Below are 24,072 nucleotides of genomic sequence, written 5' to 3' on the forward strand. Positions count from 1 at the left end.
AAAATTATGTCAAAATTTAATGAATTAATAAATTCGGATGTTCCAGTTCTAGTAGACTTTTTTGCTACTTGGTGCGGACCATGTAAAATGATGTCGCCCATTTTAGATGATGTGGCTAAGCAAGTACAAGGTAAGGCTAAAGTAATAAAAGTTGATGTTGATAAAAATCAACAAGCCGCTGCTGCTTATCAGGTAAGAGGCGTTCCGACTTTAATCTTATTTAAAAACGGCAAACAAATATGGAAACAATCTGGAGTTGTTCAGGCTAATGAATTAGTAAGTTTAATTAATCAACATATTTAAAATGAAGAAACTATCTTTAATTATTACAGTTATTGTTTTGTTTGCATCACTTGTTGTTAATGGACAGGTAGATGAAAAACAAAAATCAGTTATTTATGATGTGAATGTAGAACAGTTTAATAAATTAGCTACCTCAGATAAAGGAATTGTTTTAGATGTACGAACTCCTGGGGAGTGGGAAGAAGGGGTGATTTTAAATGCTACAAAGATTAATTATTACGATAGTGATTTTGCAGATCAAGTTGATGTTTTAGATAAAACTATTCCTGTTTTTGTTTATTGCAAAAAAGGAGGGAGAAGTTCTAGTGCTGCAAAAATATTAGAAGAAAAAGGCTTTACTAAAGTATTTAATTTAAAAGGTGGTATTACTGCATGGAAAGAGCAGGGTCTTAAAATTGAAAAATAAAAATAGATAATTATGAAAAAAATAGTAATTGTATTAAGTAGTGTTTTATTAGTATCAATGTATGCTTGTTCGGGTAATGCTAACCCTGAAGCAACAACAGAAGAAGTTGTTCAACAAGCAGAAGTAATAGTAGATGTGACTGCTAGCCAATTTAAAGATTTGATTGCTTCGGAAGGTACAGTTTTAGATGTAAGAACTCCAGGAGAGTGGGAGGAAGGAGTAATTGCTAATGCCGAAAAAATGAATTATCAAGCGGATGACTTTTCAAGTCAAGTTGAAAAATTAGATAAAACAAAACCAGTTTTTGTGTATTGCAAAAGAGGAGGGAGAAGCGCCGGTGCAGCCCAAGTTTTAAAAGAAAAAGGGTTTACAAAAGTTTATAATCTTGATGGTGGAATTACTGCTTGGATGGATGAAGGCAATGAAGTTGTGAAATAAACAACTTAAATTTGTTAAAAAGAGGTGCATAAATTGAAAATTATGCACCTCTTTTTTTTGCTATCAAGCTTAAAAAAAGAGTTACTTTTGCAAAAGCATTTCACTACTAAAAACAAAAAATGAGCGACGCAATTAAGCACGAATGTGGTATAGCAATGGTAAGATTGTTAAAACCGCTTGATTATTACATTAAAAAATACGGTACAGCAACTTATGGTTTAGATAAGATGTACTTAATGATGGAAAAGCAACACAATCGTGGGCAAGATGGTGCCGGAATTGCTAACATTAAGTTTGATGTAGAACCAGGACAAAGATACATTAGTAGGTATCGTTCGAATGCAGATCAACCGATTAAAGAAATTTTTGGAAAGATAAATAATAAGTTTCAAGAGGTTTATGACAAAGACCCTGCACTGATGAAAGATGCTGAGTGGTTGAAGAAAAATGTAGCTTTTACTGGTGAAGTTTCTTTAGGACATCTTCGCTATGGAACTTTTGGAGGGAATAGTATTGAACAATGCCATCCATTTTTGCGTCAGAATAATTGGATGACAAAAAATTTAGTAGTTGCAGGAAACTTTAATTTAACCAATGTAGATGAGCTTTTTGATATATTAGTTTCAATCGGACAGCATCCTAAAGAAAAATCGGATACGGTTACTGTAATGGAAAAAATTGGTCATTTTTTAGATGTAGAAAACCAAGAGTTGTTTGATAAATACAAAGAATTAGGATACAATCATATAGAAATTTCTAAAAAAATTGCTACCGAATTAGATGTGCAAAAAATGCTAGTTAATTCTGCATTAGAATGGGATGGAGGTTATGCTATGGCTGGAATGTTAGGGCATGGAGATGCTTTTGTGTTGAGAGATCCATCTGGTATACGACCAGCATTTTATTACCAAGATGATGAGGTTGTAGTTGTTGCTTCAGAGCGACCAGTTATTCAAACAGCGTTTAATGTTCCAATTGAAACAGTTCAGGAAATCACTCCAGGTCATGCGTTAATCATTAAAAAAGATGGAGACATCAGCATGAAACAAGTGAGAAAACCACTTGAAAAAACGGCTTGTTCTTTTGAGCGTATTTATTTCTCAAGAGGAAGCGATAAAGATATTTATGTTGAGCGTAAACAACTAGGTAGAAACGTTTGTGATCAACTTTTAAAATCAATTGATCATGACTTAAAAAATTCGGTATTCTCATTTATTCCAAATACCGCAGAAGTTTCATTTTATGGAATGATGAAAGGGCTGCAAGATGAATTGAATAAAATTAAGTTAAGAAAGATAAAAGAATTAGGTGAGAATCCTTCTGATGAACAACTTCAGGAAATTTTAGCACTAAGAAATAGGATAGAAAAAATTGCAATAAAAGACGCTAAACTTAGAACGTTTATAACTCAAGATAATAGTAGAGACGATTTAGTTGCTCATGTTTATGATATTACTTACGGTAGTGTTTACCCAACCGACAACTTGGTTGTAATAGATGATTCTATTGTAAGAGGAACAACTCTTAAGCAAAGTATTTTAAGAATTTTGGACAGACTTAACCCTAAAAAAATTGTAGTAGTTTCTTCTGCACCGCAAATTAGATATCCAGATTGTTATGGTATTGATATGGCTAAATTGAATGATTTTATTGCATTTCAAGCAGCTATTGAGTTGTTAAAAGAAAATGGTAAAACACAATTAATTCAGGATGTTTACAATAAATGTAAAGCTCAAGAAAACGAACCAAAAGAACAGATTGTAAATCATGTTAAGGAAATTTATGACGCTTTCACAGCAGAAGAGATTTCTAAAAAAATATCTCAACTTTTAACACCAGAAAATATTAATGCAGAAGTAGATATTGTTTACCAAACCATAGAAGGATTACATGATGCTTGCCCTAATCATACTGGTGATTGGTATTTTACAGGGAATTATCCAACACCTGGAGGAAATAAGGTAGTAAATAAAGCTTTTATTTATTATTACGAAGGAAGAAACGAAAGAGCATATTAGAATTAATTTATTGATAAATATTTCGTTTTCATTAATTTCTAAAATAATTCTGCATATTTGCAGAGTAATCTTAGTAGATTTTTTTGAAAAATGAACAAGAAAATAGTTATTGGTCGGCAAGATATTGCTGACTTTCCTGACCTAAAGCTAGTTGAAATTCCTATTAAAATAGATTCAGGAGCTTATACGTCTAGTTTTCATTGTCATAATATTGAAGAGTTTATTGAGAAAGGAGTTAAAAAGATAAAATGTAACTTTTTAGATCCTGAGCATGAACAATACCATGAAAAGGAATTTGTTTTTGAGAATTATAAAATAAGAAAAGTTAAAAGCTCGAACGGAATTACCGAAGAAAGATACAGTGTAGTTACTAAAATCGAAATATTTAATCAGTTATTACCAATAGAATTAACACTAACTGAGCGAGGCAGTATGCGATTTCACGTATTAATAGGACGGAAATTTTTATCAAAGAAATTTGTAATAGATACAGCATTAACCGATCAATCGTTTAAAAAAATAATAAAATTTTACCCCTAAATGAAAATAATTGTACTATCAAGAAATCCAAATTTATACTCTACCCGAAGGTTGATTGAAGCTGGTGAAAAGCGTAAGCATGAAATGTTGGTTGTTGACCATACAAAATGTGACTTGGTAATTGAAAAAAAGAAACCTCAGATATTTTATAAAGGAAAACCTTTGGAGGATGTTGATGCTGTTATTCCTAGAATTGGAGCTTCAGTAACTTTTTTCGGAACAGCTGTTGTTCGTCAGTTCGAAATGATGAAATCATTTACAGCTGTTGAATCACAAGCTTTAGTTCGTTCTAGAGATAAGTTGAGAAGTTTACAGATATTAGCTAGAGCTGGTCTTGGATTACCAAAAACAGCTTTTACAAATTATTCAAAAGATGTAAAATCGGTAATTAAAAATGTTGGAGGAGCTCCGTTAGTAATTAAATTATTAGAAGGAACTCAAGGTGTTGGTGTTGTATTGGCTGAAAATAAAAATGCAGCGGAATCAGTTTTAGAAGCATTTAATGGACTAAAAGCAAGAGTAATAGTACAAGAGTTTATCAAAGAAGCTGGAGGAGCAGATATTCGTGCATTTGTAGTTGATGGAGTTGTAGTTGGAGCTATGAAAAGACAGGGAAAAGAAGGGGAGTTTCGTTCTAATTTGCACAGAGGTGGTTCGGCAAGTATTATTGAGCTTACAGATGAAGAAGAAAATGCGGCATTAAAAGCAGCAAAAGTTTTAGGTTTAGGTATTGCAGGGGTTGATATGTTACAATCTGAGCGAGGACCATTAATTATGGAAGTAAATTCTTCTCCAGGATTAGAAGGAATTGAAGCAGCAACAGGAAAAGATATTGCGAATACAATTATAAGATATATTGAACGTCACGTTTAATCATGGATAAGGACATATTTTCTTTTTTGGGGCAAAATATTGAACGAGGTAAAACCGTTCAAATTAATTTAGATATTGCTCGTTTACATACGAGAACCCCAGTAGAAGTTCCAATAATAGTTTCGAGAGGGCTAAAGCCAGGACCAGTAATTTTATTAAATGCTGGTATTCATGGTGATGAGGTTAATGGAGTAGAAATTGTTCGTCAAATTATTTCCAAAGGATACCATAAGCCCGAATGTGGAACAGTAGTATGTATTCCAGTATTAAATGTATTTGGATTTTTACATAAAACTCGAGAATTTCCTGATGGAAGAGATTTAAATCGTGTTTTCCCAGGTTCAAAAGAAGGGTCGTTAGCAAGTCGATTTGCTTATTATTTAATGAAAGATGTTGTGCCTAAGGTAGATTATTGTATTGATTATCATACAGGGGCAAGTAGCCGATTTAACTACACACATTTAAGGATAGAAGGAACAAACCCTAAAAGTATTGAGTTAGCTAATGTGTTTGGTGCTCCATACATATTGTTGTCAAAGCAACTACCAAAATCGTTTAGGAGCGAAGCAGCTAAAATAGGTGTAGGAGTGTTGCTTTTTGAAGGAGGTAAGTCCTTAGATTTAGATAGAGCAGTAACAAAAGTAGGTGTAAATGGAGCACTTCGTGTGATGCAGCATTTGGGTATGCGTGATTTTAGAAAGCAATTAAGCACAGACCCTTTTGTTGAAACAGTAACTTTAACCGATTCTACTTGGATGAGAGCTCGACACTCTGGAATGTTTAGAACAACAGTGAGTATTGGAACAAAAATAAAAAAAGGAACTGTTTTAGGTTCTATTTCAGATCCATTTGGTGACTTTGAAAAAAGAGTAATCTCAAAACACGATGGTGTAATTATTTGTTCTAATCATTCACCAATAGTACATCAAGGAGATGCTATTTTTCACATTGCGTTTAATAAAGGAGAGTAGTTGTTTCGTTTAACGCTGTTCTTGGAAACGTTTCAATGTTTCTTAAAACTGTTGTTAAACGAAGTTCGAGTATTTTTATGATAAAGTCAATGTTTGTTAATAAAAAAGCCTCGCATTGCGAGGCTTTTTTATAGTGTTATTTTTAGTTCTTACAAATCAAACTTAATTCCTTGAGCTAAAGGTAACTCATCAGAATAGTTAATTGTATTTGTTTGTCTTCTCATGTAAACTTTCCATGCATCAGATCCAGACTCACGTCCTCCACCAGTTTCTTTTTCACCACCAAAAGCACCACCAATTTCAGCACCAGAAGTTCCAATGTTTACGTTAGCAATACCACAATCAGAACCAGCAAATGATAAGAATTTTTCAGCTTCTTTCATTTCGTTAGTCATAATTGCAGAAGATAAACCTTGAGCAACACCATTTTGTGTTTCAATAGCATTTTCAACTTCTCCACTGTATTTCATTAAATATAAAATTGGAGCAAAAGTTTCGTGCTGTACAATTTCAAAATGGTTTTCAGCTTCAATAATACAAGGTTTTACATAGCATCCGCTTTCGTATCCTTCACCTTCTAATACGCCACCTTCTACTAATACTTTTCCACCTTCAGCTTTTGCTTTTTCTATAGCAGCTAAATAAGTGTTTACAGCATCTTTATCAATCAATGGCCCTACATGGTTATTTTCATCTAATGGGTTACCAATTTTTATTTGACCGTAAGCACCAACAATTGCATCTCTTACTTTATCGTAAACCGATTCGTGAATAATTAATCTTCTTGTTGAAGTACATCTTTGCCCACAAGTACCAACAGCACCAAAAACAGCTCCAGGAACAACCACTTTTAAATCAGCAGTTGGAGTAATAATAATTGCATTATTTCCTCCTAACTCTAATAAAGACTTTCCGAAACGTTCAGCAACAGTTGCACCAACAATTCTTCCCATACGAGTAGAACCTGTAGCAGATACTAAAGGAATTCTGTGGTCAGTAGTCATCATTTCACCTACTTTGTAATCTCCATTAATAATACAAGAGATTCCTTCTGGTAAATTATTTTCTTTTAAAATGTCAGCTATAATGTTTTGACAAGCAACTGAACATAAAGGTGCTTTTTCTGAAGCTTTCCATACACATACATCGCCACAAATCCATGCTAAAGCTGTGTTCCAAGCCCATACAGCAACAGGAAAGTTAAATGCAGATATAATACCAACAACTCCAATTGGATGCCATTGCTCTCTCATTACGTGTCCTGGTCTTTCTGAAGGAATTGTTTGTCCGTTTAATTGTCTTGATAATCCAACAGCAAAGTCGCAGATGTCAATCATTTCTTGAACTTCACCATAACCTTCTTGCAAAGATTTTCCCATTTCATAAGAAACTAATTTTCCAAGAGGCTCTTTTAATTCTCTTAATTTGTTTCCAAACTGACGAACAATTTCTCCTCTTTGTGGAGCAGGCATTGTTCTAAACGATTTAAAAGCTGTAGTAGCTGCAGTCATTACTTTTTCGTAATCTGCTTTAGTTGTGGTAGTAACTTTACCTATTAAAGCACCATCAGTAGGCGAGTAAGAAGAGATAGTTTCTCCACCACCAAAGTTGTTCGACCCTGTAGATGTTCCATCATTAACTTCTTTTAACCCTAAAGCCTTTAATGCTTCTTCAATTCCAAATGTGTTTGCTGTTAAAACTTCAGACATAATCACTAATTTTTTTAAGTTTTTAAAATGTATATACAAATTTAGTAATTAAATGTGAGTAAATTTGGGGTTACAATGGAAAACGAGATTATAAATAGAGTAGAAAAAAGTGGCTTATTGCAAGTTAACTTAGATGATTATTATCCAAAAGGTGAGCGAGTAACGTTTGATTTGAAAAATATACTTGTAAATGAGTTTGTTTTAATTGAAAAAGACTTTCGTGCTTTTGTAAAAAATAATGATTGGTCTGTCTATCAAAATCAATATGTAAATGTAATTTGCTCGGCTGACGCTATTGTTCCATTGTGGGCATTTATGCTTATTGTTTCCTCTATTAAACCTTATGCTAAAAAAGTGGTAATGGGAAATCAGCAAGATTTAGAAAAAGCTATTTTTAACGATATTTTTGATGCGCTTGATTTTACTGAATTTGCAGATAAAAATGTTATTGTAAAAGGTTGTGGACATCATCCAATTCCTGAATCTGTTTTTGTAGATTTTACCAATAGATTACAAGATGTTGCTAAAAATATAATGTTTGGTGAAGCTTGTTCGGCTGTTCCGCTGTATAAGAAGAAATAATTATTTTTTCTTTTCCTCCTTATCATAATCTAATTTTCCACCCCAAAATCGCATTTGCTGTAAGGTCCAATTAATTCTTCCTTGTAAAAAAGCGCTTGGTTTTTTGGCGTTGTATTTTAAAGGACTAGGTAAAATAGCAGAAATAGTTGCTGCTTGTTGTTTAGAAATATCAATGGCCGATTTTTTAAAATAAGCTTGTGAAGCAGCTTCTGCACCATAAATTCCATCCCCCATTTCTATTACGTTAAGGTAAACTTCCATAATGCGTTCTTTACTCCAAAAAAGCTCAATTAAAAAAGTAAAATAAACTTCAAACCCTTTTCTTACCCAGCTTCTGCCATCCCATAAAAAAACATTTTTTGCTGTTTGCTGGCTTATCGTACTTGCGCCTCTTTTTCGTTTGCTTTTTTTGTTGTGTTCTATGGCTTTTTTTATTGCTCCAAAATCAAAGCCATAGTGCTTTAAATAGTTTTGGTCTTCAGAGCAGACAACAGCTAATTGTAATGATGGTGAAATTTCTGTTAAAGGTTTCCAAGTTTTCTCAAGCTTCATTTCTTTTCCGTCTGCCTTTTGCTCAATACATCTTTTTACCATTAATGGAGTGAAGTAAATAGGAACCCATCGAAACAAAATAACTAGAGTAATGCTTATGGCGATAAACCACAAGGAAATTTTTAGCAAAAATTTCCCGATTCGAGAAAATAGTTTTTTCACTTAACTTGATTGTTTTTAATTAAACTATAATTTATCAAAGTATTTTTTTTGGGACAATGAATCTAGTCCTTGCATTTATTCGCTTCATAATGCCAGCTGCAGAGTCTGGATTAAATGTTAAGGTAGATTTCCAGGCATTTTCTGGTTTCGTTTCTTCTTCCATTATTTTATGAAGGTTTTTAGCAATTTTTGAAGAGTACATGATAGTAGCGCATTCTGTATTTAAATTTGCACTTCTAGGGTCTAAGTTAAAAGTTCCTATTACCGCTATTTCTTGATCTATAACCATTGATTTTGCATGTAATCCAAATACTGGAGTATAATTTAATTTTTCCTGTAATGCACCAGTCATAACTTTATATCTTACTTCTGCGTTTGGTTTAAATTCATATATTTCTATTCCTAATTTCAATAATAATTTTCTATCTCGCTGATATCCATTAAATGCTTCTAAATTATCTGTTGAGGCTAAGCTGTTTGTTAGAATTTTTACTTTAACACCTCTTTTAATAGCATCAGAAAATAGATTTTGTCCAAGTTCAGTAGTAATTAAATAAGGTGATTGGATATTGATGGAAGAAGTTGCATTTTTCACTAAATTGATTAATGCATCTGTACATATACCCCCACCTTTTAATCCTTTTGAACCATCGTTTTTGCCAGGTTCATCAGTAACAAAAGTAATGCTGTCCAGCCAAATAAGTTCTCCTGTATTTTGAATTTTTTCAAATGCCTTTGGAATATTTTTAATATTATCTCTTATTTGAGGCCAGAAATTTTCGGGATTGCAAGCGTAATTGTGTAAATTATTATATCGAGTTTGTATTGTATGATGGCTATTTTTTGGTTTAACTATTCTATTTATGTCAACACTTAGAGGATTGTCCCAAAAATTATCAAATGAATTTTTAACCTGATTTGATATACCTCCTATAAGTAAAACATCCCTATCTCTAAAGTTGTATTCATGATCATAATCAAAGTATTCGTCAGCAATATTCCTTCCACCAGTTATTACAACTTTTCCATCAACAGTAAATGTTTTATTGTGCATTCTTTGGTTAAATCCTCTAAAATCAGTAATTAAAGAACCTATTCTTTGAGCTATGTTCTTTCCAAGATTAGCATTTGGATTATATACTTTAATTGATAAGTTTGGATGAGCATCTAACGTTAATAGAGCGTCAGCATCACTTTCTATCAATAAATCATCAACAAGTAACCTAACCTTAACACCACGTTCTGCTGCTCTCAATAAATAATCACAAGCTATTAATCCTACATTATCAGCTGAAAAAATAAAATATTGAACATCGATAGTTTTTTCCGCATATTCTGATAACCAAGCTCTAGAAATCATTGAAATATCTCCTTCTTCTAAAACATAAACTCCTGTTTTATCTTTCATTATACTTTTAAATGGAAGCAATTGTTCTGATAGAGTTGTAACTGTGTCTCGATGTATTGAATTGCAAAAATCTTGCTCAAAAATTACGTTCTGATGGGTTGAATTGCAATTCACTAAGAAAAACAATAAGCCTGTAAACAATAAAGTAGTTATTTTTTTCAATCCTCTATAATTAAATTAAAGTCTAATTGTTTTTTGAGTAAATCTGCACGCATTATTCTAATATTTACTCCATCTCCCATTCTAAATACATTACCAGAACTTCTGCCTACAGCAGCATAATTTTCAGGATCAAAAGTATAGTAGTCATAATCTATATCACGCATTTTAACCATTCCTTCACACAATCCATTCATTATTTCCACATAAATTCCCCACTCACTTACTCCCGATATAATACCTTCAAACTCTTCACCAATTTTATCTTGTAAAAATTGTACTTGTTTATATTTGATAGATGCTCTTTCTGCTTCGGTAGACAGCATTTCCATTTCTGATGAATGTTTACATTGTGCTTCAACTTCTTTTTGGTTCGCTGAAGTTCCACCGTCTAAATAATGCTGCAATAATCGGTGCACCATCACATCAGGATAACGACGAATAGGAGATGTGAAATGTGAGTAATATTCAAACCCTAAGCCATAATGGCCAATGTTGTTTGATGAGTAAACAGCTTTTGCCATTGTTCGAATGGCTAATTGTTCAATTAGGTTTTCTTCATTTTTACCTTGCACGTCAGAAATTAACTTGTTGATAGATCCTGACATTCCAGATTCTGTTACTTTAAAGTCGTACCCAAACTTTTTAACGAAATTGGCAAGGGTTAATAATTTTTCTTGATTTGGTTCGTCGTGTATTCTGTATACAAAAGTTTTAACTTCTTTTTTCTTTTCAGGTTTACCAATAAATTCAGCCACTTTTTTGTTGGCTAAAAGCATAAACTCTTCAATTAATTTATTAGAATCTTTACTTTCTTTAAAGTAAACTCCAGTTGGGTTTCCTTCATTATCTAAATTGAATTTCACTTCAATTCTATCAAAAGCAATTGAACCATGTTTAAAACGTTCTTTTCTTAGTTTTTTGGCCAATCTGTCTAGAGTTAATACTTCTTCTGCAAAATCACCTTCGCTAGTTTCAATTCTTGCTTGAGCTTCTTCGTAAGTAAATCTCCTGTCAGAGAAAATAACAGTTCTTCCAAACCATTCGTTTACCAATTTAGCATCTTCCGTTAATTCAAATACAGCCGAAAAACAGAGCTTTGTTTCTTGCGGTCTTAATGAACAAGCTTGGTTTGATAATACTTCAGGTAGCATTGGCACAACTCTGTCTACTAAGTAAACAGAAGTAGCTCTGCTAAAAGCTTCTTTATCTAAATCAGTTCCAGGTTTTACATAATGAGAAACATCTGCAATATGAACTCCTACTTCCCAATTCCCGTTTGGTAATTTTTTTAAAGATAAGGCATCATCAAAATCTTTAGCATCTTCAGGGTCAATAGTTATCGTAGTTGTAGCTCTAAAATCTCTACGGTTTTTTATCTCTTTAACTGATATTTCAAGATCTAAATTTTTAGCATCTTGTTCAACTTTTTCTGGAAATTTATAAGGTAATCCAAATTCAGCCAATATTGCATGCATTTCAGTATCATTCTCACCTGGTCTTCCAAGCACTTCAACAATAGTTCCGTAAGGACTATTTCTGTTTTTTGGCCACTCGGTTATTTTGGCAATTACTTTGTCGCCATTATTAGCCCCTTTCAATTTATCATTACCAATAAAAATATCTACAGGCATTCTTTGGTCGCTAACTATAACGAACGAAAAGTTTTTCGATTTTTCAAGTATTCCAACGAATTCCGTTTTGTTACGTTCAATTACTTCTACAATTTCGCCCTCTAATTTTGAGCTGTTCTTCTTTGAAAACACATTTACTTGAACCAAGTCTTTGTGAAGTGCTGTATTAGTATTTTTTGCTGAAATGTAAATGTCGTTATCGTTATCTTCAACAATAACATAAGCAGACCCCCTGCTAGTCATGTCAACTACTCCTTCAACAAACGATTTAGAGTTTTTTAGTTTAAATGTGCCTCTTTTTGTTTCTTTTAATTTGCCTTGATCGGCTAATTCTTCTAATATTATATTAACTAATTTCTTGTTTGAAATATCCTTAAAACCAAAGGCTGTACTTAGTTGTTTGTAGTTAAATGATTTTGTTGGGTTTTTATCAAAAACCGTAATAATTTGTTGTATTAAATTTGTTTTAAAGCCTCCCTTTGGGCTTCGCGAGTTCTTTTTTGTCATATATCTAAAGTAAGTATAAAAAGATTGTGAAAAGTTAATTCGATGTTAATCTTTTTAATAACCCATTGTTCAATTAAGGTCGTTCAGATAGCTTTTTGTAAAGTTCTTTAAAAAGCTTTTCTATTGGTTCTGGAGGGTTAAAGTTTGGTGCTCCCCAAGTAATTTTATTTTTTGAGGATTCTTTTTCTCTAATTTCGATGTATTTTGAGATGTTACCGGGTTGATTTATTTCTTCATATTCGAGACCTAATTCTGTTATTTGATTAACAAAATATTCAAGATCAGCTGGAGCTAAGTCTTTGTAATAAACATCTCTATCATAAACAAAATCGCGTTTATACACTTTTCCGTCATCACTAAAAGAAAATTCTGTATAGTCGCCAGTAAAACCACCACCTTGGCCTACACAATAGCGTTTAACAATTGGAGCTGCTTCTGGTAGCGATGCGCAAGCATTAAAAACAATTATTAAAGCAACACTAGAAAATAATTGTACTGTTTTTTTATGGAATAAGTTAAAGTTGTTCATCTAAATACTAAAGTAGCTATTTTTTAAGTTATTAGTTATATACTCATCTAAATTTAAACAATATGGCTCTTTTTACTTACTAACTTTAAAACTAATAAGTATGAAAAATTCAAAGAGTCAAAAATCGTCTCTCGAAAAAATGAGAGGTATTTTTTTTCAATCAGGATTAATTGTAGCGTGTGGTTTAACACTTGTAGCATTTGAATGGACAACACCAGTAATAATTAGTGAATTACCTAGGCCTGACATTGTAATTGAAGGAGATTTTGATTTACCACCTATAACCTATAGGGAAATTGAAAAGCCAAAAGTTAAACATGATTTTGTAAAGAAAAATCCTACTATAATTAAAATCGTTAAAGAGCCCTTTGTTGAGCCAATTGCAGAACCAGACCCTGAGCCATTAGTTTTTGAACTAACAATGATGACGATTGAGGAGTCTGTTGAGGAGCCAGATTTACCAAGTATTGGAGCCGATCATATGCCTGAGTTTAAAGGCGGAGATGTAGGAATTTTCAAATATTTAAAGAGTAATTTGGAGTATCCAATTTTGGCTAAAGAAACTGGAATACAAGGAACAGTTCATCTTAAATTTGTTATTGGTAAAACTGGAAAAATTAGAAATATTGAAATACTTAAAGGTGTAAATAAATTATTAGATGATGAAGCAATAAGAGTTGTTAAATCTATGCCAGACTGGAAACCTGGAACTCAACATGGAAGACCCGTTAGCGTTTATTATACTCTACCAATTAAATTTACTTTAATGTAATAAAAAGAGTCCCAATTTATTGGGACTCTTTTTTAAAAGAAGTTATTGTATTTTTAATAGAATTTTATACTTTTACACTTATAACAACAAAAACTAAAAGTTATGGTATCATTCGGATTTGTATTATTCTTTATTTTCTTATTTATGGCAATGTGGTGTTTACTTTTCTTATTTACTATTGTTGTTCCTGGTTCAATTCAATTGGCAATTCTTAGCAAAGTAGCTCCAAAACTTTTAGATAAGTTAGCTGGAGACGTTATGGATAATCAAGAGGATTAATTTTTTTATAAGAATTCATTTACATTTTCAGGCGGTCTTCCTAAAACTGCTTTATTTCCTTTTATAATAATTGGTCTTTCGATTAGCTTCGGATTTTCAATCATTATCTTAATCCATTCGTCATTGCTAAAGGTTTTCCCTTTGTAATTTTGTTTAAAGATGTCTTCACCTTTTCTTAAGATATCTTCTGCATTCATACCTAATTTAATTAAAATAGCTGCAAGCTCATCTTGGGTAGGCACTTCGTTTAAATATTCAATTATTTCAACTTCGGCACCAGCATCTTTTATTATTTGTAAAGTCTGACGACTTTTACTGCATCTTGGATTATGGTAAATTTTCATTTTTTTTTCATTTAAAATTCCATTAGATAAGCTTTTAAAAAGCCATCTAAATCTCCATTTAAAACTTTATCTGTATCGTTAACTGTATAGTTTGTTCTATGGTCTTTAACTCTTCTGTCGTCAAGCACATAGCTTCTAATTTGAGAGCCCCATTCAATTTTCTTTTTATCTGCCTCAATTTCAGAACGAGCTTCAAGTCTTTTTCTTAATTCAATTTCATACAATTGAGATTTAAGTAATTGCATGGCTTTTTCCTTGTTTCCTAATTGCGAACGTGTTTCTGTGTTTTCAATCACAATTCCAGAAGGGGCATGATGAAGTCGAACACCAGTTTCTACTTTATTCACATTTTGTCCACCTGCACCACCACTTCTAAAGGTGTCCCATTTAATATCTGCCGGGTTGATATTAATATCAATCGTATCATCAACTAAAGGATAAACGTAAACTGAAGAAAAAGAAGTCATTCTTTTTCCTTGAGAATTAAAAGGGCTTACACGAACTAAACGATGAACGCCATTTTCTCCTTTAAGGTAGCCAAAAGCAAACTCTCCTTCAATTTCAATAGTAGCTGTTTTAATTCCAGCAACATCACCATCTTGATAATCTAATAATTTAATTTTATAGCCATTTTTCTCAGCCCACATATTATACATTCTGTATAACATTGAAGACCAGTCACAGCTCTCAGTTCCTCCAGCTCCAGCAGTAATTTGAAGAACAGCGCTTAAGCTGTCTTCTTCGGCGCTAAGCATATTTTTAAACTCTAAGTCTTCAACTTTTTCTATAGCTTTAGCATATTGCTGATCCATTTCCTCTTCACTAACATCTCCTTCTTTATAGAAATCGAATAGTACTTCTAAATCGTCAATTATAGCGGCTACAGAAGCAAATCCTTCGGTCCAAACTTTTATGTTTCGAACTACTTTAAGTTGTTTTTCTGCTTCTTTAGGATTTTCCCAAAAATCGGGGTCTTGAGTTTTTTGTTCTTCTTCTTCTAGTTGAATTAATTTATTATCCACGTCAAAGGTACCCCCTCAACGCAGCCAGGCGATCAACTAAATCTTTTATTTGTTCTTGTGTAGTCATAGTGCAAAACTAATGTTTCAACACTTAATAAGTAATATTTAAATGAATATTTTTGCTGTAAATAGTTAAAACTATAAAATGAAGATTTATACAAAAACAGGAGATAAAGGTCAAACATCATTGTTTGGAGGGAAAAGAGTACCTAAACACCATAATAGAATAGAAGCTTATGGTACCGTAGATGAATTAAATTCATACATAGGGCTTATTCGTGATCAAGAAATTGATAAGCAAACTTTTGATGTTTTAATTGAAATACAAGATAGGTTATTTACATTGGGATCAATTTTAGCTACCGAACCGGGAAATAATAAAGTAAAAGTGCCTCAATTAAAAGAAAGTGATATTGAATTTTTAGAAAATGAAATCGACAAAATGAATGAGACTTTACCAGAAATGCGTTCGTTTGTTTTACCTGGTGGACATACAACGGTTTCTTATTGTCATATTTCACGATGCGTTTGCAGAAGAGCTGAGCGATTAGTTATTCTTTTGTCAGAAGAAGAGGAAGTAAATGAGTTAGTGTTTAAGTATTTAAATCGATTGTCTGATTATTTGTTTGTGTTGTCAAGAAAAATAACACAAGATTTAGGTGCAAATGAGATTCCTTGGGTAGCTAGAATGTAATGATAATGAGGGAGAAAGAGTTGTTAACAAGTGTTCATTTTTTTTTGTTGTGTATCTAAACAAAAAATATATTTTTGCGTAAATCTAAAAACTCGGATAAAGAGAGTATTAAGGTATTAATTTAATAAAATAATTAACTATGTATTGGACATTAGAATTAGCATCTCACTTAGAAGACGCTCCTTGGCCGGCAACAAAAGACGAGCTTATTGATTTTGCAATTAGAACAGGATCACCACTTGAGGTTGTAGAAAATTTACAAGAATTAGAAGATGAGGGTGAAACGTTTGACACGATTGAAGAAATTTGGCCTGATTATCCAACCAAAGATGATTTCTTTTTTAATGAAGATGAATATTAAATAGCATTTTTATAACTAAAGCCGTTGCTAAAAAGTAACGGCTTTTTTTTGCTTAAAAATAAATAGCAATCACTTGACATCCAAATCCAAGAAAGAAGCCAGCAATAAGCTGTAATGGGGTGTGGGCGTTTAATATTAATCGAGAACTAGCAATTAGACCTGACACAAAAATTGAAAGTATTACATAAGAAATTAAATCTACTTCTAGTAATATAGATGTAGATATTAATGCGCCAAGCAATCCACCAATACCAGTCATATGAGCACTTACTTTCCACTTTAAATTGATAATAAAAGCGCAGATAACAGATGCAACGCCACCAATCATAAAATCAAATACTAGCGGAGGTATAGGTGCTTGTTTGAGCATGTATATTGTAAAAAAATAAAAGGCAATCGTAAAACCATAAGGAAGAATACGTTCCTTTCTTGTTGGCATTTCTAAACTAGAAATATATCCTCTGTTTAAAAGTAACAAGGTAATTATTACAGGTACAACAAAGGTGCTCATAGCAACTAAAGTAAGCGCTGCATCTTTTAATTCTTTTGGTATTGCAAAGTTTATGTAGGAGTTTGAATTGAAAAAAATTAATAAACCTAATGAAGGCATTATTAGTGGTTGGAAACAATAAGAAATAATTTTAGCTATTCTCTCCATTACAATTCCTTTCTCATTCTTGCTACAGGAATGTTTAACTGTTCGCGATATTTAGCTACGGTTCTTCTTGCAATGTTATAACCTTTATCATTTAAAAGTTTAGATAACTTTTCATCTGTTAGTGGTTTTTTCTTGTCTTCATCTTCAATTGCATCTTGAAGTATTTTTTTTACTTCTCTGCTTGATACTTCTTCACCACTATCTGTACTTAGTGATTCAGAGAAGAAGGTTTTAAGTAAGAAAGTACCATAAGGTGTTTGAACATATTTGCTATTAACTACTCTTGAAATGGTTGAGATATCTAAATCAACTTCATCTGCAATGTCTTTTAAAATCATAGGAACAATTAACGTCTCATCTCCTTCTAAAAAGTATTCTTTTTGACGTTCAATAATCGCTTCCATAGTTGTTATTAGCGTTATTTGACGTTGTTTAATTGCATCAATAAACCATTTTGCCGAATCTAATTTTTGTTTCACAAACATTAAAGCATCTTTCTGAGACTTAGAAGGTTTTTCTTTTGCCTCTTTGTATCCTTTCATCATTTCAGAATACTCCTTACTAACTTTTAATTCGGGAGCATTTCTGCTGTTTAATTGTAATTCAAGTTGATCATCAACAATAGTTAATATAAAATCAGGTATAATGTTTTGAACTACCTTTGTTGAATCACTTAAAGAGTTTCCTGGTTTTGGGTTTAATTTTAGTATTTCTGCAATAACATCTTTTAAGTCTTCTTCAGAAATGTTTAATCGATCAATAATTTTATCGTAATGTTTTTTTGTGAATTCTTCAAAGTAGTTTTCAAGAATTTCTTTAGCATTCATTAATAATAAAGAATGTCCTTTACTCTTATTGATTTGAAGTAATAAACATTCTTGTAAAGTTCTTGCTCCAACACCAGGAGGATCAAATTGTTGAATTAATTTAAGGATTAAGTTTAAATGTGCTTCATCAGTTATTATGTTTTGAGTAAAAGCTAAATCATCTACAATTGAAGTTAAATCTCTTCTTAAATAACCTGACTCATCCAAACTACCAATTAAATGGTGAGCAATTTCATAATCGTCATCATCTAAATCAAACATGATGAGTTGTTTTTCTAGCAACTCCTGAAAGCTATCTCCTCCGCTTAATGGAACTTGATGATCTTCATCATCTTGGCTATGATTGTTAGCTGTTAATTTGTATGATGGGGTTTCATCACCATTTATATAGTCATCAAAGTTAAAATCTTGTTCAGCTTCACTTTTCTCTTTGTCATCATAATCTTCATCATTGCTAAAGCTAATATCTTCTTCTTCCTCTTCCTTGCCTTCGTCTAGTGCAGGGTTACTTTCCATTTCTTCTTTTATTCTTTGTTCTAAAGCAATGGTAGGCAGTTGAAGTAATTTCATCAACTGTATTTGCTGAGGAGAGAGTTTTTGCTGAAGCTTAAAGCTTAAAGATTGTTTTAATGCCATGGTATTATTTTATTGTACTCAAAGATAATAATGAGAACGATATTTTTAAGGAAAAGTTATCAATAAAAAAGCCCGAACTTATGATTCGGGCTTTAGTAATTTTTATTTAAACTTAACAGTATTCGTTAAAAGCTTCAGCTAAATTCTCAGCTATCATTTCGGCAGGTCTTCCTTCAATATGGTGTCTTTCTATGAAATGAACTAGCTTACCATTTTTAAATAAAGCCATACTTGGAGATGATGGAGGGTAAGGGAGTGTATATTTTCTAGCTTGAGCAACAGCATCACTATCAACACCTGCAAATACAGTAGCAATTTTACTTGGTTTTTTACTGTTTGTGATTGCAATTTTTGCGGCTGGTCTCGCATTTGCTGCAGCACATCCACATACAGAGTTAATTATCACAAAAGTAGTTCCTTCACTTGTAATAGCTTCATCAACTTGAGCAGCAGTAGTTAAGTCTTCAAATCCTACCGATGTTAATTCTTCTTTCATCGGTGCAACTAATTCTGGTGGGTACATATTTTATTTTTTTTTAATTAATAGATTGGTTTTTCAATTTTCAAAGTTACTAAAATAGAATCGTTCTAAATAAAAAAAGCGCATTTTACCGAAAAATAACTACCAACTACCTAAAACATATTTCAGTATATAAGAGAACCATCTAAATTTGATTTGTAAACTAAAAAATATAGATCATGAACATAGAAGAAAAAGAACACGAATTTAAAAGCAAAAAAAGATCGATTGTAGGAATTATCTTTATAATAGTAGGGGCTGTTTTAATTGCTAAAAAGCTTGATATTATTCCATCAAGTGTTAGTCATATTATTATTTCTTGGCAAATGTTGTTAATCGCAATTGGTACAGCCAATATCCTTTCAAAACAAAATTATCGGTCAGGTTTAATCTTAATTACGATAGGTACTTTTTTTATTCTACCTAAAATATTTGATATACCTTTTGAAGTGAGAAATATGTTTTGGCCAGCCATATTTGTTGTAATAGGAGTTTTAATGTTAACAATTAAAAACAGGCATCATTTTCCTAAAAATTTAGGAGTATCAGACAATTTTATTGACTTATTTACATTTATGGGAGGAGGTAAGCGAAAAATTACTTCTGATAATTTTATGGGAGGTAAAGTAACAAGCATTTTTGGAGGTAGCGAATTAGATTTAACAGGTGCTAAAATACAAAATCAAGAATGTGTAATTGATGTTTTCACTATGTTTGGAGGCTCTGAAATAGTAGTTCCTAATGATTGGGATGTTAGGGTTGACGTAACTTCAATATTCGGAGGATTTGATGATAAAAGAGGACCGGTTGTGGGAGATGTTAAAAATGTACTAATTATTAAGGGAGTTAATATTTTTGGAGGAGGAGAAGTAAAAAGTTATTAATTTCTTTTACTTTTAAAAAGATGCTAAACCCAATAACAAGCAATAAAAGTTATTTGATAAATTATTCAGCAGTGTGGACCATAATTATTGGTGCGCACTTTGCTGTTTTGCATTGGTATTATCATATTTCTCTTGGTGTAGCTTTGTTAGATAGCTTTTTGTTTAATGTGTTTTTTGCTTTTTTGGGCATAAGCTTATGGTATGTAGTTCGTTATAATAAATCGAGTCAAAAGTTTATCACTTTATTTTCAAGTCACCTTGTTTCATCGCTTATAATTATAGGCTTTTGGTTGGTTAGCGGCTATTTAATTTTAAAGTATAGTGTTGATGATTTGGTTTATTTATCCTTTCTGGAAGGTTCTTTTCCTTGGCGTATCATAAGTGGAATATTTTATTATCTGGTATTTATTTTAGTTTACTATGTGGTTGTTTTTTATCAAGAAAACCAACAGAAAATTAAGGAAGAAGCTAATCTTAAAACATTAATAAAAGAAGTAGAGTTAAATGCTTTAAAAAATCAAATTAATCCTCATTTTTTATTTAATAGCTTAAATTCAATTAGTTCATTAACTATTTCTAGCCCAGATAAAGCTCAAGAAATGATTATTAAGTTATCAGAATATCTTAGATACTCTTTAAGTAATGAAAATGAACAAGTAACAACATTAGCTAGAGAAATAGCTAATATCAAATTGTATTTAGAAATTGAAAAAATACGGTTTGGTAATCGTTTAAATTTTGAACTAAATTGTAATAAAGAGTGCTTAAATGCTAAACTTCCAGCTATGATATTACAACCTTTATTTGAAAATGCTATAAAACATGGTGTTTATGAAAGTATTGATACTATTAATGTAATACTTGACGGAAGAAAAAAAGATGATGAATTAGAGTTGGTTTTAACGAATAATTTTGATGCAACAGCCCGACAAGTAAAGGGTGAAGGGATAGGCTTAAAAAACACTCAAGAAAGACTTTTTTTAATTTATAGGAGAAGAGATTTGTTAGTAACTGAAAAAATACAAGACACTTTTATGGTCACAATAAAAATACCTCAAGATGAAAAAAATTAAGGCAATTATTATTGAAGATGAAACTTTAGCCAGAGACTTGGTTAAAAGTTATTTAAATGGTGAAAATGATATCGAATTGATAGGTGAGTTTGATAATGGATTTTCTGGGTTAAAAGCAATAAATGATTTAAAACCAGATTTGGTTTTTTTAGATGTTCAGATGCCGAAACTAACAGGGATTGAATTATTAGAATTATTAGATGAGTTTCCTAAAATTATTTTCACAACTGCTTATGATGAATATGCAATAAAAGCATTTGAACTAAATGCTGCCGATTATTTACTGAAGCCATTTTCAAAAGAACGATTTAATCAAGCATTAAATAAAGTTCGCGAAAAAGAAAGTGATTTAGGAGAGTTAAAAAAGCATATTTCAGAAACTAAACAATTGGATAAGATTGTTGTAAAATCAAACGATAAAATTGATATAATTCAGCTAAACGAGATTTTATATTTTGAAGCTCAAGATGATTATGTAATGATATATACTAAAACAGGTAAATTTCTTAAATACGATACTATGAAGTATTTAGAGGAGCATTTAGATGACTCAAAATTTATTAGAATACATCGATCATTTATTATTAATGTAAATGAAATGCAAAAATTAGAAAAGTTTGGTAAAGATAATTATCAAGTAATTTTATCAGGAAATATTGCATTAAATGTAAGTCGTTCGAGGTATCAAAATTTAAAGCAATATTTAAACTTATAGTTTAACCTCTTTTTCGCTCGAAAAATTGAGTTAAAATCTCACCGCAAATTACACTTTGAACTCCACTTATAATTTCTGTTTTTGGATGTAAGATGTTTTTTGAAAGTTTGCTAAAACCTCTTTTTTCGTCACTAGCACCATAAACTACTTTTTTTAATTGAGTCCAGTAGGCTGCCCCTCCACACATTACACATGGTTCAAGAGTTACGTAAAGTGTACATTCGTTTAAATATTTACCCCCTAAATAATCTGTAGCAGAAGTAAATGCCAGCATTTCGGCATGAGCTGTAACATCGTTTAATCTCTCAGTCATGTTGTGGGCACGAGCAATTATTTTGTTATCGCAAACGATTATTGCTCCAACAGGAACTTCGTCTTCATCAAATGCTTTTTGAGCTTCTTTAAAAGCTTCTTTCATAAAGTGTTCGTCCGAAAAAATAGAAAGCATTACGCAGTAGCTTTTGAGGTAAGATGTTTAAATACAGAAAACAAAATATAAATAATAACAATTGCAGGCATTGCAAAAATGTTTGTAGTTATTAAAAGAAGAAACCATATAAGAATAAAGCTAAAAGGAAGTTTGTTGTCTTTCCATTTCATGTTTTTAAACTTTAGAGAAAACATAGGTATTTCGGCAACTAGTAAAAAAGAAAAAACAACACCAAAACAAAGCATAATTATAGGGTTCCCAATAATTGGTATTAAAAAACTATTCACGTCAATAACTTTTGGTAAATCAGGGTAAAAATAAAGGATAACAACAAATAAGAAAAAAGAAGCATTTGCTGGAGTTGGGAGTCCTATAAAAGAGCTAGTTTGACGAGTGTCTATGTTGAATTTAGCAAGTCGAAATGAAGAAAAAACAGGTATAATAAAAGCAATGTAAAATAACCAAGGGTTGTCAGTTAAAATTTGAACTTCATTAATGGTATTTAAGTGTTTAGCAAATTGATAAAGTAAAACACCCGGAGCAACACCAAAAGAAATCATATCAGATAAAGAATCCAGTTGTTCCCCTAATGCATTAGAAACTTTTAAAGCTCTTGCTGCAAAACCATCAGCAAAATCAAAAAAATTTGCAAAGATTAAAAAATATGCAGCAATATATAATTCACCTTCAAAAGCAGAGGTTATTGCTAAGCAGCCACAAAGTAAATTTAACGTTGTAATTGCATTTGGAATGTGTTTTTTCATTGTGAATCTTAAGTTGTGGGTAAAGATATTAAACTTGTTGCTAAGAATTAAAAATATAAGATTTGCTTTTAATAAAAAACAATAATACCACAAAAATTGAGTTAATCACAAAACAAATAAGATTGATAAAATAGCTGTATTCGATTTATGGCATATTTTTGTTAATTTTCAGCTTATTTTTAATGAATGATAAATAGATTTTTAGCTATATTAATTTTGTTTTGCTCGTTGCAAGTTGTTGCTCAAACTACAGCTCCAAAATTTAGTAATGAATTTTTATCAATAGGAGTAGGAGCAAGAGCTTTAGGGATGTCAAATGCCCAGGTAACAAGTGTAAATGATGTTACTTCTGGTTATTGGAATCCTGCTGGATTAACTAAAATTGATAAAGATTTTCAAGTAGATTTAATGCACTCTGAATATTTTGCTGGAATTGCAAAATATGATTATGGAGCTTTTGCTGCAAAAATTGACAGTTCTAGTGCTTTTAGTGTTTCTTTAATTCGTTTTGGAGTTGATGATATTCCTAATACAACCCAGTTAATTGATGCTGATGGTAATATTGATTATGATAGAATTTCTTCTTTTTCAGTAGCAGATTATGCTTTCCTTTTTTCGTATGCGAGAAAAGCTAAAATACCAGGATTAAGATATGGAGCTAATGTTAAAATAATTTACCGTAAAGTTGGTGATTTTGCAAATGCTTGGGGGTTTGGATTAGATGCAGGGGCTCAATACCATTATAAAGGTTGGGATTTTGGTGTTATGGCTAGAGATATTACATCAACTTTTAATGCATGGAGTTTTTCTTTAGATGAAGAAACTATTGATGTTTTTGAAGCAACAGGAAATGAAATACCTCAAAATTCTTTGGAGGTAACATTGCCAAAAGTTATTTTGGGTGTAAGCAAAACGGTAAAAATTAGTAATAAGTTCCAAGCTTTAAGTGAAATCAACTTTGATTTATCTACTGATGGTAAACGTAATGTTCTAGTAACCGGAGACCCTGTTAGTATTGACCCTCATATGGGTGTAGAGGTTGGTTACGACGATTTAATCTTTCTAAGATTGGGTGTTGGTAACTTTCAAAAGGTCACGGATATTTATGCTAATGAAAAAATATCTTACCAGCCAAACTTTGGGGTTGGAGTTAAGTTTAAGGGAATTGCTATTGATTATGCATTATCTGATATTGGAGATCAATCTGAAGCTTTATATTCTAATGTTTTTTCGTTGAGGTTTGATATAAATAAAGCAAACCATGTTAAAGCTCGCTTTGAATAGAAATCAACTCAGAATAAT

General features: G+C 31.7%; 28 protein-coding genes. 16 read left to right on the plus strand and 12 right to left on the minus strand.

Annotated features, from left to right (window positions below; genetic code table 11):
- The first annotated feature begins 6 nt into the window (after positions 1–6).
- The 7 genes from trxA to FRY74_RS12160 all read left to right on the plus strand — a co-directional run bounded on the left by trxA (position 7) and on the right by FRY74_RS12160 (position 5,549).
- Positions 7–303 (plus strand): thioredoxin, encoded by a 297-nt coding sequence (trxA, locus tag FRY74_RS12130; RefSeq protein ID WP_147101971.1) that lies wholly within the window; start codon positions 7–9, stop codon positions 301–303.
- 1 nt (position 304) lies between these two features.
- On the plus strand, positions 305–709 hold the full coding sequence (locus tag FRY74_RS12135; protein ID WP_147101973.1) for a rhodanese-like domain-containing protein: 405 nt from the start codon (positions 305–307) through the stop codon (positions 707–709).
- A gap of 12 nt (positions 710–721) precedes the next feature.
- Entirely contained in the window at positions 722–1,147 is a 426-nt protein-coding gene (locus FRY74_RS12140) for a rhodanese-like domain-containing protein (protein WP_223265881.1), read from the plus strand.
- A gap of 119 nt (positions 1,148–1,266) precedes the next feature.
- On the plus strand, positions 1,267–3,165 hold the full coding sequence (locus FRY74_RS12145) for an amidophosphoribosyltransferase (RefSeq protein WP_147101975.1): 1,899 nt from the start codon (positions 1,267–1,269) through the stop codon (positions 3,163–3,165).
- A gap of 90 nt (positions 3,166–3,255) precedes the next feature.
- Complete coding sequence (locus tag FRY74_RS12150) at positions 3,256–3,705, plus strand: ATP-dependent zinc protease family protein (protein ID WP_147101976.1); 450 nt, start codon at positions 3,256–3,258, stop codon at positions 3,703–3,705.
- Positions 3,706–4,578, plus strand: a complete 873-nt coding sequence (gene rimK / locus FRY74_RS12155; protein ID WP_147101979.1) for a 30S ribosomal protein S6--L-glutamate ligase — start codon at positions 3,706–3,708, stop codon at positions 4,576–4,578.
- 2 nt (positions 4,579–4,580) lie between these two features.
- Positions 4,581–5,549, plus strand: a complete 969-nt coding sequence (locus FRY74_RS12160; RefSeq protein WP_147101981.1) for a succinylglutamate desuccinylase/aspartoacylase family protein — start codon at positions 4,581–4,583, stop codon at positions 5,547–5,549.
- A gap of 149 nt (positions 5,550–5,698) precedes the next feature.
- Here FRY74_RS12160 and amaB read toward each other — a convergent pair whose 3' ends face one another.
- Positions 5,699–7,258, minus strand: a complete 1,560-nt coding sequence (amaB, locus tag FRY74_RS12165) for an L-piperidine-6-carboxylate dehydrogenase (RefSeq protein WP_147101983.1) — start codon at positions 7,256–7,258, stop codon at positions 5,699–5,701.
- Positions 7,259–7,333: 75 nt separating this feature from the next.
- On the opposite strand from amaB, the gene FRY74_RS12170 reads away from it, so the two are divergent.
- Positions 7,334–7,840: a DUF2480 family protein gene (locus FRY74_RS12170; RefSeq protein ID WP_147101985.1), complete on the plus strand. Its 507-nt coding sequence runs from the start codon at positions 7,334–7,336 to the stop codon at positions 7,838–7,840.
- Here the strand turns inward: FRY74_RS12170 and mtgA are convergent, their stop codons facing one another.
- The 4 genes from mtgA to FRY74_RS12190 form a co-directional block, all read right to left on the minus strand.
- Positions 7,841–8,554, minus strand: coding sequence for a monofunctional biosynthetic peptidoglycan transglycosylase (gene mtgA, locus FRY74_RS12175; protein WP_147101987.1), 714 nt, complete (start codon positions 8,552–8,554; stop codon positions 7,841–7,843). It abuts the gene before it with no gap.
- Between the two features lie 34 nt (positions 8,555–8,588).
- Positions 8,589–10,124, minus strand: coding sequence for a phospholipase D family protein (locus tag FRY74_RS12180; RefSeq protein ID WP_147101989.1), 1,536 nt, complete (start codon positions 10,122–10,124; stop codon positions 8,589–8,591).
- Entirely contained in the window at positions 10,121–12,262 is a 2,142-nt protein-coding gene (rnr, locus tag FRY74_RS12185; protein ID WP_147101991.1) for a ribonuclease R, read from the minus strand. The genes FRY74_RS12180 and rnr overlap by 4 nt, the downstream gene beginning before the upstream one ends.
- 73 nt (positions 12,263–12,335) lie before the next feature.
- Complete coding sequence (locus FRY74_RS12190; RefSeq protein ID WP_147101993.1) at positions 12,336–12,791, minus strand: hypothetical protein; 456 nt, start codon at positions 12,789–12,791, stop codon at positions 12,336–12,338.
- 100 nt (positions 12,792–12,891) lie between these two features.
- On the opposite strand from FRY74_RS12190, the gene FRY74_RS12195 reads away from it, so the two are divergent.
- Both FRY74_RS12195 and FRY74_RS12925 read left to right on the plus strand, forming a co-directional pair.
- Positions 12,892–13,563, plus strand: coding sequence for an energy transducer TonB (locus FRY74_RS12195; RefSeq protein WP_147101995.1), 672 nt, complete (start codon positions 12,892–12,894; stop codon positions 13,561–13,563).
- Positions 13,564–13,665: 102 nt separating this feature from the next.
- Entirely contained in the window at positions 13,666–13,842 is a 177-nt protein-coding gene (locus FRY74_RS12925) for a hypothetical protein (protein WP_170228029.1), read from the plus strand.
- 5 nt (positions 13,843–13,847) lie between these two features.
- Here FRY74_RS12925 and arsC read toward each other — a convergent pair whose 3' ends face one another.
- Positions 13,848–14,186, minus strand: coding sequence for an arsenate reductase (glutaredoxin) (gene arsC / locus FRY74_RS12200; RefSeq protein ID WP_147101997.1), 339 nt, complete (start codon positions 14,184–14,186; stop codon positions 13,848–13,850).
- Between the two features lie 11 nt (positions 14,187–14,197).
- Positions 14,198–15,275, minus strand: a protein-coding gene (gene prfB / locus FRY74_RS12205; RefSeq protein ID WP_147101998.1) for a peptide chain release factor 2 whose coding sequence is annotated in 2 segments (ribosomal slippage) — positions 14,198–15,211 and positions 15,213–15,275 — 1,077 coding nt in all. Because the reading frame shifts where the segments join, the coding sequence is not laid out codon by codon here.
- Positions 15,276–15,353: 78 nt separating this feature from the next.
- Here prfB and FRY74_RS12210 point away from each other — a divergent pair.
- Together FRY74_RS12210 and FRY74_RS12215 are read left to right on the plus strand one after the other, a co-directional pair.
- Positions 15,354–15,902: a cob(I)yrinic acid a,c-diamide adenosyltransferase gene (locus FRY74_RS12210; protein WP_147102000.1), complete on the plus strand. Its 549-nt coding sequence runs from the start codon at positions 15,354–15,356 to the stop codon at positions 15,900–15,902.
- 139 nt (positions 15,903–16,041) lie between these two features.
- A complete protein-coding gene (locus FRY74_RS12215; protein WP_147102002.1) occupies positions 16,042–16,263 on the plus strand; it encodes a DUF2795 domain-containing protein in 222 nt (73 codons plus the stop codon).
- 52 nt (positions 16,264–16,315) lie between these two features.
- Here the strand turns inward: FRY74_RS12215 and FRY74_RS12220 are convergent, their stop codons facing one another.
- The 3 genes from FRY74_RS12220 to FRY74_RS12230 form a co-directional block, all read right to left on the minus strand.
- Positions 16,316–16,921: a hypothetical protein gene (locus FRY74_RS12220; RefSeq protein WP_147102004.1), complete on the minus strand. Its 606-nt coding sequence runs from the start codon at positions 16,919–16,921 to the stop codon at positions 16,316–16,318.
- Positions 16,921–18,384 (minus strand): RNA polymerase factor sigma-54, encoded by a 1,464-nt coding sequence (rpoN, locus tag FRY74_RS12225; protein ID WP_147102006.1) that lies wholly within the window; start codon positions 18,382–18,384, stop codon positions 16,921–16,923. Before rpoN ends, FRY74_RS12220 begins: the two co-directional genes overlap by 1 nt.
- Positions 18,385–18,496: 112 nt before the next feature.
- On the minus strand, positions 18,497–18,907 hold the full coding sequence (locus FRY74_RS12230) for a BrxA/BrxB family bacilliredoxin (protein ID WP_147102008.1): 411 nt from the start codon (positions 18,905–18,907) through the stop codon (positions 18,497–18,499).
- 176 nt (positions 18,908–19,083) lie between these two features.
- On the opposite strand from FRY74_RS12230, the gene FRY74_RS12235 reads away from it, so the two are divergent.
- Genes FRY74_RS12235 through FRY74_RS12245 form a run of 3 tightly spaced genes read left to right on the plus strand, consistent with a single transcriptional unit; the run spans position 19,084 to position 21,576 of the window.
- On the plus strand, positions 19,084–19,788 hold the full coding sequence (locus FRY74_RS12235; RefSeq protein ID WP_147102011.1) for a LiaF transmembrane domain-containing protein: 705 nt from the start codon (positions 19,084–19,086) through the stop codon (positions 19,786–19,788).
- A 20-nt stretch (positions 19,789–19,808) separates the two neighbouring features.
- Entirely contained in the window at positions 19,809–20,861 is a 1,053-nt protein-coding gene (locus tag FRY74_RS12240; RefSeq protein ID WP_147102014.1) for a sensor histidine kinase, read from the plus strand.
- Entirely contained in the window at positions 20,848–21,576 is a 729-nt protein-coding gene (locus FRY74_RS12245) for a LytR/AlgR family response regulator transcription factor (protein ID WP_147102016.1), read from the plus strand. The genes FRY74_RS12240 and FRY74_RS12245 overlap by 14 nt, the downstream gene beginning before the upstream one ends.
- Position 21,577: 1 nt before the next feature.
- Here the strand turns inward: FRY74_RS12245 and FRY74_RS12250 are convergent, their stop codons facing one another.
- The gene (locus tag FRY74_RS12250) at positions 21,578–22,024 is read right to left on the minus strand and encodes a nucleoside deaminase (RefSeq protein ID WP_147102018.1); all 447 of its coding nucleotides are present in this window, start codon (positions 22,022–22,024) and stop codon (positions 21,578–21,580) included.
- Positions 22,024–22,770 carry a CDP-alcohol phosphatidyltransferase family protein gene (locus tag FRY74_RS12255; RefSeq protein ID WP_147102020.1) on the minus strand — a complete coding sequence of 249 codons (747 nt, stop codon included), beginning with the start codon at positions 22,768–22,770 and terminating at the stop codon, positions 22,024–22,026. Before FRY74_RS12255 ends, FRY74_RS12250 begins: the two co-directional genes overlap by 1 nt.
- A gap of 189 nt (positions 22,771–22,959) precedes the next feature.
- Here FRY74_RS12255 and FRY74_RS12260 point away from each other — a divergent pair, with 189 nt between their 5' ends.
- Positions 22,960–24,054 (plus strand): putative type IX sorting system protein PorV2, encoded by a 1,095-nt coding sequence (locus FRY74_RS12260; protein WP_449441493.1) that lies wholly within the window; start codon positions 22,960–22,962, stop codon positions 24,052–24,054.
- The last annotated feature ends 18 nt before the right edge of the window (positions 24,055–24,072 follow it).

This window comes from Vicingus serpentipes (genome assembly GCF_007993035.1).
Lineage (GTDB): Bacteria > Bacteroidota > Bacteroidia > Flavobacteriales_E > Vicingaceae > Vicingus > Vicingus serpentipes.